This window comes from Nonomuraea sp. NPDC050536 (assembly GCF_044457685.1).
In the GTDB taxonomy this organism is placed as follows: Bacteria; Actinomycetota; Actinomycetes; order Streptosporangiales; family Streptosporangiaceae; genus Nonomuraea.
This window is the reverse complement of sequence record NZ_JBITHD010000037.1, coordinates 1-14658: the sequence shown is the minus strand read 5'-3', so window position 1 is coordinate 14658 and position 14658 is coordinate 1. Positions and strand designations below refer to the sequence as shown.

The following is a 14658-nucleotide window of genomic DNA, read 5'->3' as shown; positions in this document are numbered from 1 at the left end:
CATCAGTCCAGGAGGGCGTGGGCTCGGGCCCGTTGTACGGCCTCGCCCCTGCGCGTCACGGCGAGCTTGCAGAAGATGCTCTTGAGGTGCGTCTTGACCGTGTTGACGGAGACGGAGAGCTCTCCGGCGATCTCTTCGGTGGTCATCATGAGCGCCAGCAGGCGCAGCACATCGAGTTCGCGAGAGCTCAGCGGTTCGACACCGTTCGGCATCGGCAGGTCGACGCCCAGAGCGCAGGGGAGAGCCATGCGCAGCGGTTCGAGGAACCGGGCGTAGTGCTGCGAGAGCTCAGGATCCCGCTGGAGCACCGGTTCCAGCCAGGCCCGTGCCAGCGCGAACGGTGACCGGATCTGTTCGCGCTGCGCCAGCCGTAGTGCCTTGGCCAGTGAGCGGCGTCCCCGGGAAGCGTCCGCGGCCCGGTAGGACATGTCCGCGTCCAGCAGCCAGGCGTCCACGCGCACGTCGGCGGGAACCTGCACCGAATCGACGAGTGCGGGCCGCAGCAGGTCGGCCGCGGCGGCCACGTCGTCCCGGTGCAGCTCGGCACGGGCGAGCGCGACGGCCGAGGCGGCGGTCTCGGAACCACCGGCCTGCTCGGCGGCGAGGCGGCCGTCGTCGGGCCGGTCGCTCAGGATGTACGCCTCCGCGAGGACCAGGCGCAGACGGCGTTCGAGCCAGGGCGGCGGTTCGGCTCGCGCGAGCACCCGCGACACTGTCTCCACCGCGCCGACCGGCTGGTCATGACCGATCTCCGCCCGCGCTCGAATCAGACCGTGGATCGCCTCCAGCAGCCGGTCCGGGCGCTCGGCCAGGGCCGCCCCGGCCTTCGCGAGCTCGTCGTCGGCAGTCGTGAGCTCGTGCCGTGCCACACTCACCCAGGCGCAGGCGAGGTGGGCGACCGCGACCCTTCCGGCGGCCGGCTCCTCGGGCAGGTGCGCGGTGGCGGCGGCCGCCTGGGCGATGTTGCCGCGCAGCGCCTCCGTCAGAGCGCGGAAGCCGAGGCAGCTGCGTATCTGCCGGCCGCCACCTGCGCGTGCCGCGTCCGCGGCCGCCGCCTCGAACTGGACGGCGGCGTCCCCGAGACGGCCGCTCGTCAGTGCGGCGACGGCAGGCGCGGAGACGAACATCGCGATCAGATCGGGACGCTCGTCCCTCACTCGGTGAGGCACCCCGCTCAGCGGGTTATGGACCCCCTCGAGGTGCGCGGAGCCGTGGGCGAGCCGGACCGCTGCGACACACGTCCGCGCGGCGTCGCCGTCCTCTCCCCGCAGTTGGTCGATCATGTTCTCGGCCTGGTCGATCGCCTTGCGGTAGGTGTCTTCGTCGCCGTCCACGACGGCCACGGCGGCCGCTACGACGGCGGGCTCCGGCTCGGATCCAGCGAAGTCCGGCATGTCACGGAACAGCGCCGTGAGCGAGCTACCCGGCATCAGGCCGAGGACGTCTCCGATCGCGTACCGGTCGACGACCAGGCGGCTCGCATAGTTCCAGTCCTCCGCGAGGACCGCCTGGCCGACCGCGTCGCCCAGGCGGCCGCAGTGCGCGAACCACGCGGCCGCCTTACGGTGCAGACCGCGCACCTCGGCGGCCGACTCGTGCTCTTGGGTCATCCGGAACGCCGCCCCGAACATCGGCTGGTACCGGAACCAGCCGTCGTCCAGCCGCTCGACGAACGCGTTCTGCCGGACCAGTTCGGCGAACTCCGCGCCGCCTTCCTCTCCGGCGAGCTCGACCGCGAGATCCGCGTTGAAGCGGTCGGCGACACCTGCCAGCAGGAGCAGCAGCCGGCGCGTGCCGGCGGCCTGGGCGTCCAGTACCTCTTCGGTCAGATAGCCGACCACCGACCGGTGCCCGCCCGAGAAGGACGCCGCGACCTCCTCCGGTTCGTGGCCGTCCTCCGTCATCGCCAGCGCCGCGAGCCGTACCCCGGCAGGCCATCCGGCGGTGCTCTCCAGGAGCCCGCGCAGACCGGCAGCAGACAGAGTCAGGCCATGCCGACGCAGGACCGCCGCCATCTCCGCGCCGGTCAGGTACAGGTCGGCGGCGTGGATCTCGACGAGCTGACCGGCCACGAGATAGCGATGCACGGGCAGCGGCCGCTCCTGCCGGGAGGTCACCAGCACCCGCAGTCCCGCCCCGGAATTGCCCAGCAGTTGAAGGACGCAATCGGCCGGCACCGGACCGGGCCCGACGTCATCGAGGACGAGCACGACAGGCGGGTCGAGGCCGCCCACATACGCGCCGATCTCGGCGAACCCGGCTCCCGGCGGCGGGACGATGCCCTGCTCGCTCAGCCTCTCGACCAGCCCCGCCCGGAACGCGTCCGCGGAGAGGGCATGGTCGTCCACCGAGATCCACAGAACCGGGCCCGGGAACGCTCCCTCGGCCGCCCAGGACCGCACGGCCATTGTTTTGCCCGATCCAGGCGGCCCCGTGATTACCGTGAGGGGTCCCCGCACGCCTTTTTCGATTTGTTTTATTAGTCGCGGGCGTTGAATGACCCAATTGGGGAATTGGCGCGTCTCACCGGAGAGCAGCTTCACCTGACGCGCCTCCCCAGATGAGTGCTATCACCATGAATCAAGCATACGATTCGGGCGAATCGTTCCTGGTGGAGGTGCCGGAGAGTGCGAAAACCGGATAATCCCGAGAGCCCGTCGGGCCCGTGACCTTCGACAGATTACGAGCCCGGCGGCGTCCTGCTCAGGCGGCTGGAGTGACGGCCTCGTCGAGCATGCGGTCCAGGTCCACGGCGGCTTTGATCAGCGCGAGGTGGCTGAACGCCTGTGGGAAGTTGCCGAGTTGTTCGCCGGAGGGGCCGATCTCCTCGGCGTACAGGCCCAGCGGGTTGGCGTAGGTGAGCATCTTCTCGAAGGTGAGGCGGGCGTCCTCCAGGCGTCCGGAGCGGGCCAGCGCCTCGACGTACCAGAACGTGCACATCGAGAACGTGCCCTCCGAGCCTCGCAGGCCGTCGGGCGAGGCTTCGGGGTTGTAGCGGTAGACGAGGCTGTCGGACACGAGTTCCTTGTCCATGGCGGCCAGCGTCGACTGCCACATCGGGTCGGAGGGGGCGATGAAGCCCACCAGTGGCATGTACAGCAGGGAAGCGTCCAGGACGTCGCTGTCGTAGTGCTGCACGAACGCGCCGCGGTCGGGGTTCCAGCCGCGTTCCATGATCTGGTTGTAGACGGCGTCGCGCGCTTTGCCCCAGCGCACCAGGTCGCCCGGGAGGGAGCGGTGTTCCGCCACCCGGATGGCCCGATCGAAGGCCACCCAGGTCATCAGCCGGCCGTAGGTGAAGTTCTTGTCCCCGCCGCGGGTCTCCCACAGGCCGGCGTCGGGCTGGTCCCAGTTGTCGCACAGCCAGGTGATGATGTCGCGGATGTGCAGCCAGCCCTGATGGCCGACCGGCAGGCCGTGCAAGTCCGCCAGGTAGATCGAGTCCATCGCCTCGCCGTACACGTCGAGCTGGAGCTGGGTGGCCGCGCCGTTGCCGATGCGGGCGGGACTGGAGCCGCGGTACCCCTCGAAGTGGTTGAGCGTCATTTCTTCCAGGTCGGGGGAGCCGTCGATGCGGTACATGATCTGCAGCGGCCGCCCCGTTTCGTGGGAGTCGTGGGTCCGCGCGGCCAGCCAGCGCATATAGGCGTCAGCCTCCTCCTGGAAACCGAGGCCGAGCAGGGCGTGCACCGAGAATGACGCGTCGCGTACCCAGGTGAAGCGGTAGTCCCAGTTGCGTTCCCCGCCGACCAGCTCGGGCAGGCCCGCCGTCGGGGCGGCGACCAGGGCGCCGCTGGGTGCGTACGTCATGAGTTTGAGGGTGATGGCGGAGCGTTCCACCATTTCCCGCCACCGGCCTCGGTACGTGGAGCGGCCGACCCAGCCGCGCCAGTAGTCGCGGGTGGTCTCCAGCAGTTTCTCGGCCTCGTCCGGCGACCAGACGCGGGGCGGGCCGTCAGGGTTGACCTCGAAGACCATGCCGGCCGACCAGCCGACCTCGGCCTGGAACGTGGCGCGGATGCCGCCGGTCTCGGTGATTGCCGAGTCGGCGATGATCGGGGCGCCGGGTGGGCGGATCGCTGACAGTGAGGCGTGGAACCCGTCGGCGCGGAAGATGGCGGCGTCCTGATCGGCCTGCGTCTGGTGCTTTTGGCGCCCGTAGTCGAATCGGGGTTCGCACTCGACGATGAAGCTCATCTGCCCGCGTACGACGCGCAGGAGCCGGATGAGCAGATGCCGGTCGGTCTCCTGGGCGCCGGCGATGGGCATGAAGTCGGTGAGTTCGCCGACGCCGTCCGGGGTCATGAACCGGGTGACCAGGATCGCCGTCCCGGGCAGGTAGAGCTGTTTGGTGACGTAGGTGTCGGTGTCGGGGCGGACATGGAACGTGCCGCCCTTCTCCTGGTCGAGCAGTGACGCGAAGATGCTGGGCGAGTCGAATCGCGGCGCGCAGAACCAGTCGATGTTCCCGTCGTCGGACACCAGCGCGCACGTCTGCAGGTCCCCGATCAGCCCGTGGGCCTCGACGGCCGGATACCAACCCATGACATTCCCTTCGTTGCCGGACGTATCCAACGGTCGTTCACCAATGCCCGGCCAGACCTCATCCGCAGCGGGTGACTTGACGACCGCTAATGCGTGGGTGGCGGCCCGCTCGCATCCTGGAGGCGTCGGCAGCGACACGCTGCTGGGCGTTGGTTGTCAGCCTTCTGCCAAGTCCATGCGGAGGAACTCGGTGATGCGGAGCAGCTTCGGTGGGCGTGCCACCTCATTGGGGAGGGCCTGGAACGCCTCGGCTTTCCCGACTAGGCGTGGGGCGGCGAGTTCCACTTCCCTCCCGTCGACTCGGAGGCGCGCGCCGTCGGCTGCCAGGACGTTTTGCACCCAGTCCGAGCGTGATCCGTACACCAGGACGAACAGGTAACCGCCGTCGACAGGATGCGCGTCGAGGGGCGTGCGGTACGTCGCGCCGGAAGTGCGGCCGACGTGGATCAGCACCGGCCACGTTCCGGCTGCGATCGCGCGAGGGTTGAACACCCTCTTGTTCACGTGACCCCACCACCTCGGCATCGGCATGGGGATCTCCTTCTCTCGCCCCGGTGGGCGCCTCGTGGGTCCGAGCCCTCAGCTGATGCCAACCCGGGAAGACTTACATCGGTAAGGGGGCTTACGGGTGTAAGGTTGGCTTACGCTTGTAAGGCTGTCAACCGCCCAAACCCGGAGCCGTCGTGTCACCACAACAACCGCTCAGCAGAGGTCTCGTGCTGGAGGCCGCGATCCGGGTCGCGGATCGCGGTGGCGTGGAGGCGATCACGATGCGACGGGTGGCGCAGGAACTGGGCGTGGAGGCGATGTCGCTCTACCACCACGTACCGAACAAGGACGCGATTCTCGACGGCGTCGTCGACGCGGTGTTCGCGGCGATCAAGCTGCCCAGTGTCGAGTGCGACGATTGGCGGGACGCGATCCGTGCGCGCGCGTCCTCTGCACGTGTGGTCCTGTCGCAGCACAGCTGGGCTCTCGGCCTCATGGACTCCCGTCGTAACCCGGGGCCGGCGACGCTACGCCACCTCGACGCCGTCCTCGGTGTCCTGCGGGAGGCGGGGTTCACGCTGCCGATGGCCGCGCACGCTGTCTCGCTCATCGACAGCTACATCGGCGGGTTCGTCCTCCAGGAGGCGAACCTGCCGGTGACGACGCCGGGCGATGTCGAGGAAGTGGCCGGCGGCATCCTCGAGCAGCTGCCGGCGGGCGAGTTGCCGTACCTCACGGAGATGATCGTCGACCACGCCCTGCGGCCGGGCTACGACCACACGAGCGAGTTCAGCTACGGCCTGGACCTGATTCTGGATGCGCTCGAAGCTCGCCGGAGGTAGGGCCTGGGCGGCGGAATGTGTGATGACGTGCTGGTACGCGGCCTGGGTCGGTAGGGTCGGGGTATGCCCGAGCTGATCGCGCCTACCGTACGTCTGCATGCCGCATGGCTCGAGGCGCATGCCGAGTGGGGGCCCGGTTTCCATGAGGACGGGTTCGGGTTGATCCCGGCCGACGAGGTCGAATCGGCGGCCGGGTTCGCGGCTTGGGTGGCGCGGCTGGGTGACGAGTCGGATCCGGCGAAGGCAGCGAAGGCCGGCGGGGCGGCGTGCACGTACCGGTGGATCGTCGAAGGCGAGCGGGTGCTCGGCGGGATCGCGCTGAGGCACGGGTCCGGCGAGTTCGTGCAGTGGGCCGGCCACATCGGCTACGGCATCCGGCCGTCCGCGCGCAGGCGCGGCGTGGCCACCTGGGCGCTGGGGCGGATGCTCGACGAGGCACGGGTGCTCGGCATGGACCAGGTGCTGCTGGTCTGCGCGGCCGACAACCTCGCCTCGGTGAAGACCATCGAGCGCCACGGCGGCGTCCTCGAAGGCATCCGGAACACCAAACTCGGCCCGGCCCGGCGTTACTGGATCAAGATCGACCTACCGATCACATGACTGCTCAGCACGCCGCCGGGGGGGAAGCCGCGGGCGGGCCCATGCCTGCCTGAGGACGGCCCCATCAGTTACGGGACTGAGCCGCCATCAGGTGGTCGATGAGCGCCAGCAGCACATCGCGGCTCGCCGTTCGGTCGCGGACGTCGCAGAGCACCAGCGGGACCTGCGGATCGAGATCGAGTGCCTTGCGGATCTCCTCCTGTGTCCGCTCCCTGACGCCATGGAAGCAGTTGACGCCGACGATGAAGGGGATACCGCGGCTCTCGAAGAAGTCGATCGACGCGAAGCTCACATCCAGCCGGCGGGTGTCGACCAGGACGACCGCGCCCATCGCCCCGTTGACGAGGTCGTTCCACATGAACCAGAAGCGTTCCTGGCCGGGCGTGCCGAACAGGTAGAGCACGAGTTCGCCGCTGATGGTGATGCGCCCGAAGTCCAGCGCGACGGTGGTGGTGGACTTGCCGCCGACCCCTTCCAGATCGTCGACGCCGATGCTGGCATGGGTCAGGTACTCCTCCGTACGGAGCGGGGCGACTTCGCTCACCGCGCCGACCAGGGTTGTCTTCCCGACGCCGAAGCCACCGGCGACAAGGATCTTCACTGCCAGGGGAGCGGCGTCCCCGTGGTCAGAGCTCGCGTAGTCCATCCCTCACCGCCTCCAGGATTGCCATATCGGGAATGCCGCCTGCCTGTGCGAAGGCCAGCGGTGGCCGGGCCCGCACCTGACCGGCCTCGAGCAGATCGCCGATGAGGATCTTGGTCACTGACACCGGGAGGTTCAGCGCGGAGGCGATTTCGGCCACCGCCAGGGGCCGCTTGCACAAGGCGAAGATGGTGCGGTGCTCCGGCTGCATTCCCCTGAGGCCGCGCCCCTCGGAAAGCGCCGTCACCAGCGTGATCAGCGTGAGGTCGTCCCGTTCGGTGGTGGTCCGTCCGCCGGTGATCGTATAAGGACGGACAAGGGGCTCGTCGGCGTCATCGTCGTCCGAGCCCTCCGCCCAGTGCTTCATCCGTGTCGCCCCCCGTCATCGACCTGCGGGGTACGCGTGTCGGTTCCCAGCTTCTGGCCGACCTGCTGGATCAGGGTGTGCATCGCGACGCTCATCAGTTCGGCGTCGACCTCCTGGGACGCGACCACGGCCAGATGGGTGCCGCGGCCCGCGGTCGTGATGAACAGCCACAGCTCGGCCATCTCGATGATGACCTGTTGAACCGATCCGCCGCTGAAGAGCTGCCCGACACCGCGAGCCAGGCTCTGCTGGCCGGTGGCGATCGCGGCGAGGCGTTCGGCATCCGAGCGTTCGATGGTCCGGGACTGGCTGATCACCAGGCCGTCGTCGGACAGGACGATGGCATGCCGGGTGCCCGCGACCTGATCGACCAGGCCGTCCAGGAGCCAGTCCAGGTCCGTGTTGGTGGCGGTGGTGCGCTGCGTCATCATCGATCTTCCGTCGAAGGGGTACCGGGCTCGGGGGATCCGTCCGGCCGGAGCTGGAAGGCGTCGTCACCGGTCCGGCGCCTGCGAGACTGCCTCTGGAACGCGCCGATGGTCGCACCGGATCGGCTGGGCTGGTCGCGTACGGGCCAGGTCTGTTCACCCCTGTTTGCCGGGACCTTGAGCTCGGTGACCAGGCTGGCCTGGCGCACCCGCTGGGGCAGCGGCCGGGGGTCGGACGACGGGGGTGCGTCGTCGCGATCCGGTGATACGGCGGGCGCCGTCACGTATGCCATCGCGCGCCCCCTGGAGCGAGTCGGCAACTGCGCGTCCTCGCCGGGAGTTTCCTGCGGGTGAGGCTGCGGACCGGTCGCATCCGGAGCCGAGGGGACCTCCACGCGGGGGCGGTCCACGATCAGCGGTTCCGGGAGGAGCACGATGACGCGGGTACCGCCGAAGGCCGACGACCGCATTTCCACCTGGAGGCCCAGGCTCGCGGAGAGCCGAGCGACCACGTACAGGCCGAGCCGTACGTCGTCGGCGTGCGTCATCACGTCGAGCTGCGGTGGCGACTTCATCAGGGTGTTGGCGGCGGCGTACTGCTCGGGTTCCATGCCCAGACCGCGGTCCTCGATCTCCACGGCGACGCCCCGGCTGACGGCTGCGGCCCGCACCTCGACGGGGGTCTGCGGCTTGGAGAAGGTGGTGGCGTTCTCCATGAGTTCCGCCAGGACGTGGACCAGCGGTCCCACCGCGCGCTCGGTCACCCAGGGGTCGCCCTCGACGTCGATCGAGATCCGCCGGTAGTCCTGGACCTCGCCCTGCCCGGCGCGCAGTACATCGAGCAGGCGTACGGGCTTGCGCCAGCGGCGCTGCGGCTGCCCGCCGCCGAGGATCACCAGGTTCTCCTCGTAGCGGCGCAGCCGAGCGGTGAGGTGGTCCAGGTCGAACAGGCCCTCCAGCACCTCGGGGTCCTCGTGCTTGCGTTCCAGCTCGTCGAGCTTCTTCAGCTGAAGGCCGATGAGGATCTGGGTACGGCGGGCGATGCGCTGGAGCATGCGCTGGAAGCCACGGTGTTGTTCGGCTTGCCGTACGGCAGTGGAGACAGCGCTGCGGCTGGCCAGATTGAGGGCCTGCCCGAGTTCGCCGAGCTCGTCGGGGGTGGGTTCGACCACGTGTACTTCCGCGTCCACGTCGACGTCCTCGCCGCGCTCCAGCCTGGCGACCACGTCGGGCAGCCGTTCCTGAAGTTGCTGGGCGTCCATGCGTAGGTGACGGATGCGCCGGCGAAGGATGGCGGTGAGGCGCCAGCTGGTGACGATCACCAGGGCAAAGGCGAGCAGGCTCACGGCGGTGACACTGATGAAGATCACGAAGAGCTGTTGGGCGTGGCTGTAGCCGATCTTGCTGACGTTCTCGAGCCGGAGGCTGAGGAGTTGCAGCAGTTGCGCGTTGACCGTCTCCACCGAGGAGCGCCACGCGGGGGCGGCATCGCGGAGTGTCACCTGATCGCTGTCGGCGCTGCTCCCGGAGGTGAGCAGCCGCCCCTCCAGCGCGGTCATGGTCTCCCACGCCTTGCTGGTCATCAGCGTTTCGTACTGGCTCTCGTTGCCGATGAGACCGGGGATCACCCGGGAGCGCAGAAGGTGCTTCTTGGTGCCGGCGGCGTCGGCGACGAGGCCGTACTCCTCCCTCGTCAGGTGCCCGGTCTCCCAGCCACGAGCCAGAACGGCGTCCTCGCGGCCGATCATGTCGATGACCCAGAAAAGGTCGATCAATGTCTGCGCCTGGCTGTTCACCTCAGCGTGCTCGGTGTGGCTGAGCGCGGTCAGCACGCCGAGGTCCGACTCCAGGACGCCGCTGTAGTAGTCGAACGCCTTCTGCTGGCTGGACCGCCCGGCGTCCACCGCCCGGCGCTGCTGGTCGAGGAGGCCGAGGCTGCGTTCGGTCCGGGCGATGGCGTCGGTGAGCCCCTCCTGTCCGCCGGAGGTGTCCAGGGCGGCCAGTGGACGGAAGGCGCTCACGGTCTGATCGGTCACCGCACGCTGCTTGGCAAGCTGCTCGCGGGAGGATTCCCGGGGGTTGGCCTGAAGCTCCGCGGTGAGCCGTCGCTCCTGGTCAAGGTTGAGGAACAGGTTGGCCGCGGGGCTGCCGACGGTATTGGTGGCCAGATCCATCTGGGCCTTCTCCGCCCGCCACTGGCTGGCCAGCTGGTACATGCCCGAACCTAGCAGCGGGGCAAAAGTCACGCTCGGTACGAACACCACAATGATCAGCACGGTACGCAAAGGCAGTCGCCGTGGCCCACCACTGGTAGACCCCGATAACCCGCTCCCGTTGCCCGCGGTCCCGGTTCGTCGTCGCCCGACCCTGCCCAAGCCAGCCATGTGCAGGACACTCTCCTTACAGATCGGTGCGCCCATGACGAAATCGCCAAAATAGGTGGCCCGATAGTAGCCATACGGCAGGTGAGTCGAAAGCCCCCGCTTTGCCGCCGGGCTGCGGGGTGCTTTCGAAGGGCTACGGCGCGTCCTTGGTCAGCGCACGAATCCGTTGATGATGAGCGGCAGGGACGCGTCCAGGCCTGCCACGTTGAGCACGCCTCTGAGCTGCGGATCGGCCACCGAGTACCCGACCGCGGTCATGGAGGCGATCACCACGCGTGCGTCGGGGTTGCACTCTCGGCGGTAGGTGGCGAGCTCCTGCACAGGATGGGTCCGGCCGGCCCACGTCTCGTTGTCGGTGAACAGGACCACACCGTCCGCTTCGAACCGCTTCTTGGTCGCCCACGTGAACGGCAGCGACAGGTCGGTGCCGCCGCCCGACGGCTGCCAGGAGGCGATCTCGCGCAGGTTGGTGCGTGGGGTCACCTTCGAGGCGTGCACGGCGGTGTCGACGTCGATGACATGGACGTTGCCCTTCTCGATGCGGGCCAGCATGACCGCCATGGCATTGGCCACCTCGTACGGCGTGCCGATCTCGGACCCGCCCACGACGACGTTGCCGCCCCGGTAGCCGCCGCTCATGGATCCGGACGAGTCCACGGCGACGAGCAGCCGCTTGCCAGACGGCTCGACCGTGCCGAAGGAGAGCTCGTACGTCTCCTCCAGCGCGTCGAGGATCGCCGGAACCGGTGCCCAGGTCTGGACGTCGGCGTGCGGGTTCGGCTGCGATTGGCCGGAGGCGTAGACGCGCATCGCGAGCCACGCGTCCATCGGGTGGATGCGGGCCTTCAGCAGGGCGTCCCGGTCGGTGAGCCGCGCGACCGCTCGACCTGTCGCCTCGCCCATCGGCTTGAGGGTGCCGATGCGGGTCATGCGGGCCAGGTTGCGGATGAGCGCGGTCATGCCGACCGTGTCCACGAGTGCGTCCCACACCATCGGCTCGCGCAGCATCGCATCCGGTAGGAACTCCCACGGCACGCGGGCCTCGGCGACCACGCGTACCGCCTCGTCAACGGTGGTGACGGCCTTCGCGGTCAGGAACCGGTCCACGGCAGGCAGGGCCTCGCGCGCCGTGTCGTCGCCGACGTTCCCGGCGATCCACCCGAACAGTGTCTTGCGCTGCTCTGTGTCGGCAGCGGGGTGCGCGATACGAAGGACGTCCCTGAGCGAGAACGCCTCGCCCTGCGGCGTCCTGCGCTGGGCCGCCTTGCACGCCTTGAACGCCACCGCATCGGCGTCGCCGTACAGGAACCATGAGCCGAGAGCGGTGCGCAGCGACCGGCCGACGGTCGGCGCGGCACCGCGGGCGGTCCGCTTGCCGCCCAGGTTCTTGTAGTAGCCGAAGAACTGGGCGAGATGGTCGGTGGTACGCGCCACCTTCGCCAGCGCCAGCTTGGCCGCCTGGCGGGTGTCGGCGTCGCCCCTGGCGTAGCAGGCGGCCAGCGCGAACAGGGCGGGCCGCTGCTTCGGAGCCCGCGGCGGGCGTGCCGTCGAAATGTCGGTCAGCATCTGGACGACGCGCGGGCCGTCCTCGGAGATCGCCTGGAACACGACGCCCGCGTTCTCGGCGGTCAGCTTGTTCTCGGACACGTAGCAGGTGCCGCCCGTGGTCCCCAGGATGAGGAAGTCCTCCAGCCTGGTCCACAGGTCCTTGCCGAAGACGTAGCCGCCGGCGGCGTTCTTCACCTGGTCGGTCCGGCCGGGGATGGGCTGCGTCTGCGGGGTGGCGATCGTCGACACCGCGGCGAGGGGGTCACGTGCCATGGCGCTCTCCTTGCGTTCGACCCGCCCGAGGGCGGATATGCGAAAGGGAGCGGATGTGGTGGTGTCCACCGGTGTTATGACAGACGCTCTTCCTGGCTGAGCTACCACCCGTCGGGGTGGGCAGGATTCGAACCTGCGACAACCTGTTCCCGATAACCGATCGACTTCGACCCGCTCCCCTGTTCGTCAGCCCTGCCAGCGGCACGGATGTGGCTGACTGACCGGCCTTTTGACGTGCTTGGCCGCTACACCACACCGCCCGAGGGCGGCACCGGGATTCGAACCCGGGTCTCCGCTATTTGAGAGCGATAACCGATCAGATTCGACCCGTGCCGCTGGCAGGGCTGACGAACGATCAGGTCTGGAGCCGGCACGGATGTCGCGCGCCCACCGGCCGTTTTACGGCGCTCTACCGCTGAGCTACACGAACCGAAGTCCGTGACGGGATTCGAACCCGCGACCACCGGCTTTCGAAGCGATAACCGACGAGATTCGACCCATGCCGACACCAGACCTGACCGGTCCGCGGGGCCGAGAAACACGCGGCAGGCACCGCGCCTTTCCAGGCCTCACGAACCACCTCAACCGTAGCGATCAACGCACCACATCACACCCGAATTTCCAGCAAGTCACGAAATGTCCCGCCATAGCCCTGAGCGAAAGATGCCTGCTGAAGGGTGAAGAGCCCGAACCGACCCGACACCGCGGCCACGCCAAGTGGCTGTACTGATAGAACGGCTTCTCCCCGAGCGTTACAGAAGAGCCCCGTTCCTTCCTGCCCGTACGTCGGGGAGGAACGGGGCGTTGTTCAGACATCTGAACTTGCGCACGCTGCTTAGGGGTGCATGACGCATCGCGCGCGGGCTGGTGCGGCGCGTCGGATGATCAGACGTCTGCCGTGGACGGTTAGACGAGAGTGCAGTGGGTTACGAGCATTTCCGTGTTACGGGGTCACTGCCAGGTGGCTGTCTCCGGGTCGATCCCGTGAGTACGAGCGCACTCGTCGATGCTTTGCCGAAACCAGGAGGCCAGCCCGACCCGGATTCCGTCGTAGTGGGAGGAGAAGCCGGGGTCGGACTCGAACATTCTTCCCAGACACACCTGCATCTGTCGCGTGAGCGGGAAGAAGTTGGAAAACACTTCGCGGTGGCGTTCGACGAGCGCGTTCGCTTCTGGGCTGCTCGGAATGACACCCCGATCGAGGGCGTTGCCAAGATCGAGCTGCAACGTGGACATCGCCGCGGAGAGCAACTGCCATTGCTCCCGCGTGCGAGAAGCGGACCGCTCGGCGAACTGCGCCCATTGCGCAGAATTCCCCCACACAGTGCGGGCCTGCAGGGATCGTTGGGCGTCCCAGTCCGCACCGAAGATCTCCGACTGTGCTTCATCGTCGAGGAGGATGCCCCGCTCGTGAGCCTCGCTCATTCGTCCCAGGCGCTCGTCGAGCTGCTGCAGCTCCTGGATGCGCTCGGCGAGCTGGGCACGCTGCTCACGCAAGGTGGCGCCGATCTCCGCTGTCGCGTCATCGAGAACTTCACGCACCGCGTCCAGCCCGAGACCAGCCTCCCGGTATGCGACGATTCGATGCAGCCGTTGCAGGTTCGCGTCGGTGTACTGGCGATAGCCGGCGCTGGAGCGCACGGACGGCGACGCCAAGCCGATCTCGTCCCAGTGATGAAGCGTACGGACGGTCACCCCCACCAGCTCAGCGGCCGCGCCCACCGTGACACCGTCACCGATGTCGCGCTCGTGTTCAACCATGGACACCATTGTGACCCTCCTCCGCCGATCCCGGGGCGAGGATTCCGACCGAGGCGAGATCACGCGCTTCTTGGCTGTCAGAATCGAGCTCCTGCGCTGCGGTGAACACGACCCGCGCTCCCTCGGGGGTGGTCACCTCGACGTCGCGAGTACGCCACGGCGTATCCCGCGGCCCGCTCACGCTGCCCGGCGCGAGATCCGAACACGCCTTCACGAGGGGATCGATCTCGCTCAGCACGCACAGGAAACTCACGCTCATCGCCGGTACTTCGGGCGCCTCGGCACCGGCCGCCGCAGGAACGAGCAGGACATCCTGGAACGCCCACCGGCGCAGGTGGACCACCTGCCCCGGGATGCTGAACAGTTCGATGAAGCCGAACCCCCGTACCCAGAAATCTGTCGACGCCGCCAAGTCCGACGTCGGAACCGTCACGAACACCGGCATCGCGTAGATGCCGCGGAACACCTCTGGCGCAACCGCCTTCGGTCCACGCTCGGATACGGGACCCATCTCGAATGCGTTGAAGAAATCACCCATGCGGTCTACCGTCCCCCCTCACGCAACGTGAGGGTCAAGCCCAATCCGTGAACCCGACGACATCAAACAATGTCGCCATCGTCGACCGAGCCGCTGTCGTCTGCAACGCCGACCTCGCCTAGACACGGCAATTGTCAGACACGCTCTAGTACTACAGCCAGGTTTTGTGATCTGTGGTGTGGGCGCATGCCTGATGAGTTAACGCCCGATGATCTCCAGGAGTGGGTCTCGGGGTTGGAT

At 68.1% G+C, this 14658-nt stretch carries 12 protein-coding genes and 2 tRNA genes; 2 read left to right on the top strand and 12 right to left on the bottom strand.

The genetic code is table 11. The features are described 5' to 3' along the window. Window positions 1-2 precede the first annotated feature (2 nt). The 3 genes from ACIBHX_RS50325 to ACIBHX_RS50315 form a co-directional block, all read right to left on the bottom strand. Complete coding sequence (locus ACIBHX_RS50325; RefSeq protein ID WP_397075911.1) at window positions 3-2402, bottom strand: LuxR C-terminal-related transcriptional regulator; 2400 nt, start codon at window positions 2400-2402, stop codon at window positions 3-5. A gap of 301 nt (window positions 2403-2703) precedes the next feature. Then, window positions 2704-4545 (bottom strand): glycoside hydrolase family 15 protein, encoded by a 1842-nt coding sequence (locus ACIBHX_RS50320; protein WP_397075909.1) that lies wholly within the window; start codon window positions 4543-4545, stop codon window positions 2704-2706. A 156-nt stretch (window positions 4546-4701) separates the two neighbouring features. Continuing rightward, on the bottom strand, window positions 4702-5076 hold the full coding sequence (locus ACIBHX_RS50315; RefSeq protein WP_397075907.1) for a nitroreductase family deazaflavin-dependent oxidoreductase: 375 nt from the start codon (window positions 5074-5076) through the stop codon (window positions 4702-4704). A gap of 185 nt (window positions 5077-5261) precedes the next feature. Between ACIBHX_RS50315 and ACIBHX_RS50310 the strand changes: the two genes are divergently transcribed. Both ACIBHX_RS50310 and ACIBHX_RS50305 read left to right on the top strand, forming a co-directional pair. Further along, window positions 5262-5876: a TetR/AcrR family transcriptional regulator gene (locus ACIBHX_RS50310; RefSeq protein ID WP_397075905.1), complete on the top strand. Its 615-nt coding sequence runs from the start codon at window positions 5262-5264 to the stop codon at window positions 5874-5876. A gap of 63 nt (window positions 5877-5939) precedes the next feature. Continuing rightward, window positions 5940-6476, top strand: coding sequence for a GNAT family N-acetyltransferase (locus ACIBHX_RS50305; RefSeq protein WP_397075904.1), 537 nt, complete (start codon window positions 5940-5942; stop codon window positions 6474-6476). A 64-nt stretch (window positions 6477-6540) separates the two neighbouring features. On the opposite strand, the gene ACIBHX_RS50300 is transcribed toward ACIBHX_RS50305, so the two are convergent. From ACIBHX_RS50300 to ACIBHX_RS50260, 9 genes are all read right to left on the bottom strand, one after another. Then, window positions 6541-7122, bottom strand: a complete 582-nt coding sequence (locus ACIBHX_RS50300; protein ID WP_397075902.1) for a GTP-binding protein — start codon at window positions 7120-7122, stop codon at window positions 6541-6543. After that, window positions 7103-7486: a DUF742 domain-containing protein gene (locus ACIBHX_RS50295; protein ID WP_397075900.1), complete on the bottom strand. Its 384-nt coding sequence runs from the start codon at window positions 7484-7486 to the stop codon at window positions 7103-7105. Before ACIBHX_RS50295 ends, ACIBHX_RS50300 begins: the two co-directional genes overlap by 20 nt. Next, window positions 7483-7917, bottom strand: a complete 435-nt coding sequence (locus tag ACIBHX_RS50290) for a roadblock/LC7 domain-containing protein (RefSeq protein WP_397075898.1) — start codon at window positions 7915-7917, stop codon at window positions 7483-7485. The genes ACIBHX_RS50295 and ACIBHX_RS50290 overlap by 4 nt, the downstream gene beginning before the upstream one ends. Further along, the gene (locus tag ACIBHX_RS50285; protein WP_397075897.1) at window positions 7914-10160 is read right to left on the bottom strand and encodes a nitrate- and nitrite sensing domain-containing protein; all 2247 of its coding nucleotides are present in this window, start codon (window positions 10158-10160) and stop codon (window positions 7914-7916) included. Before ACIBHX_RS50285 ends, ACIBHX_RS50290 begins: the two co-directional genes overlap by 4 nt. A gap of 288 nt (window positions 10161-10448) precedes the next feature. Next, the gene (locus ACIBHX_RS50280) at window positions 10449-12119 is read right to left on the bottom strand and encodes a TROVE domain-containing protein (protein ID WP_397075896.1); all 1671 of its coding nucleotides are present in this window, start codon (window positions 12117-12119) and stop codon (window positions 10449-10451) included. Window positions 12120-12383: 264 nt separating this feature from the next. Beyond that, a tRNA-Leu gene (locus ACIBHX_RS50275) sits at window positions 12384-12455 on the bottom strand. A gap of 26 nt (window positions 12456-12481) precedes the next feature. Then, window positions 12482-12543 (bottom strand) — tRNA-Phe (locus ACIBHX_RS50270). Window positions 12544-13070: 527 nt separating this feature from the next. Then, complete coding sequence (locus ACIBHX_RS50265; protein WP_397075894.1) at window positions 13071-13880, bottom strand: MerR family transcriptional regulator; 810 nt, start codon at window positions 13878-13880, stop codon at window positions 13071-13073. Beyond that, complete coding sequence (locus ACIBHX_RS50260; RefSeq protein ID WP_397075892.1) at window positions 13873-14418, bottom strand: VOC family protein; 546 nt, start codon at window positions 14416-14418, stop codon at window positions 13873-13875. Before ACIBHX_RS50260 ends, ACIBHX_RS50265 begins: the two co-directional genes overlap by 8 nt. Window positions 14419-14658 lie beyond the last annotated feature (240 nt).

What these genes read in the sequence shown, in the direction of transcription:
- ACIBHX_RS50320 (WP_397075909.1), bottom strand. Translation starts at nt 4,545, where the DNA reads ATGGGTTGGTATCCGGCCGTCGAGGCCCACGGGCTGATCGGGGACCTG.
- ACIBHX_RS50300 (WP_397075902.1), bottom strand. Translation starts at nt 7,122, where the DNA reads ATGGACTACGCGAGCTCTGACCACGGGGACGCCGCTCCCCTGGCAGTG.
- ACIBHX_RS50295 (WP_397075900.1), bottom strand. Translation starts at nt 7,486, where the DNA reads ATGAAGCACTGGGCGGAGGGCTCGGACGACGATGACGCCGACGAGCCC.
- ACIBHX_RS50315 (WP_397075907.1), bottom strand. Translation starts at nt 5,076, where the DNA reads ATGCCGATGCCGAGGTGGTGGGGTCACGTGAACAAGAGGGTGTTCAAC.
- ACIBHX_RS50290 (WP_397075898.1), bottom strand. Translation starts at nt 7,917, where the DNA reads ATGATGACGCAGCGCACCACCGCCACCAACACGGACCTGGACTGGCTC.
- ACIBHX_RS50280 (WP_397075896.1), bottom strand. Translation starts at nt 12,119, where the DNA reads ATGGCACGTGACCCCCTCGCCGCGGTGTCGACGATCGCCACCCCGCAG.
- ACIBHX_RS50260 (WP_397075892.1), bottom strand. Translation starts at nt 14,418, where the DNA reads ATGGGTGATTTCTTCAACGCATTCGAGATGGGTCCCGTATCCGAGCGT.
- ACIBHX_RS50265 (WP_397075894.1), bottom strand. Translation starts at nt 13,880, where the DNA reads ATGGTTGAACACGAGCGCGACATCGGTGACGGTGTCACGGTGGGCGCG.
- ACIBHX_RS50305 (WP_397075904.1), top strand. Translation starts at nt 5,940, where the DNA reads ATGCCCGAGCTGATCGCGCCTACCGTACGTCTGCATGCCGCATGGCTC.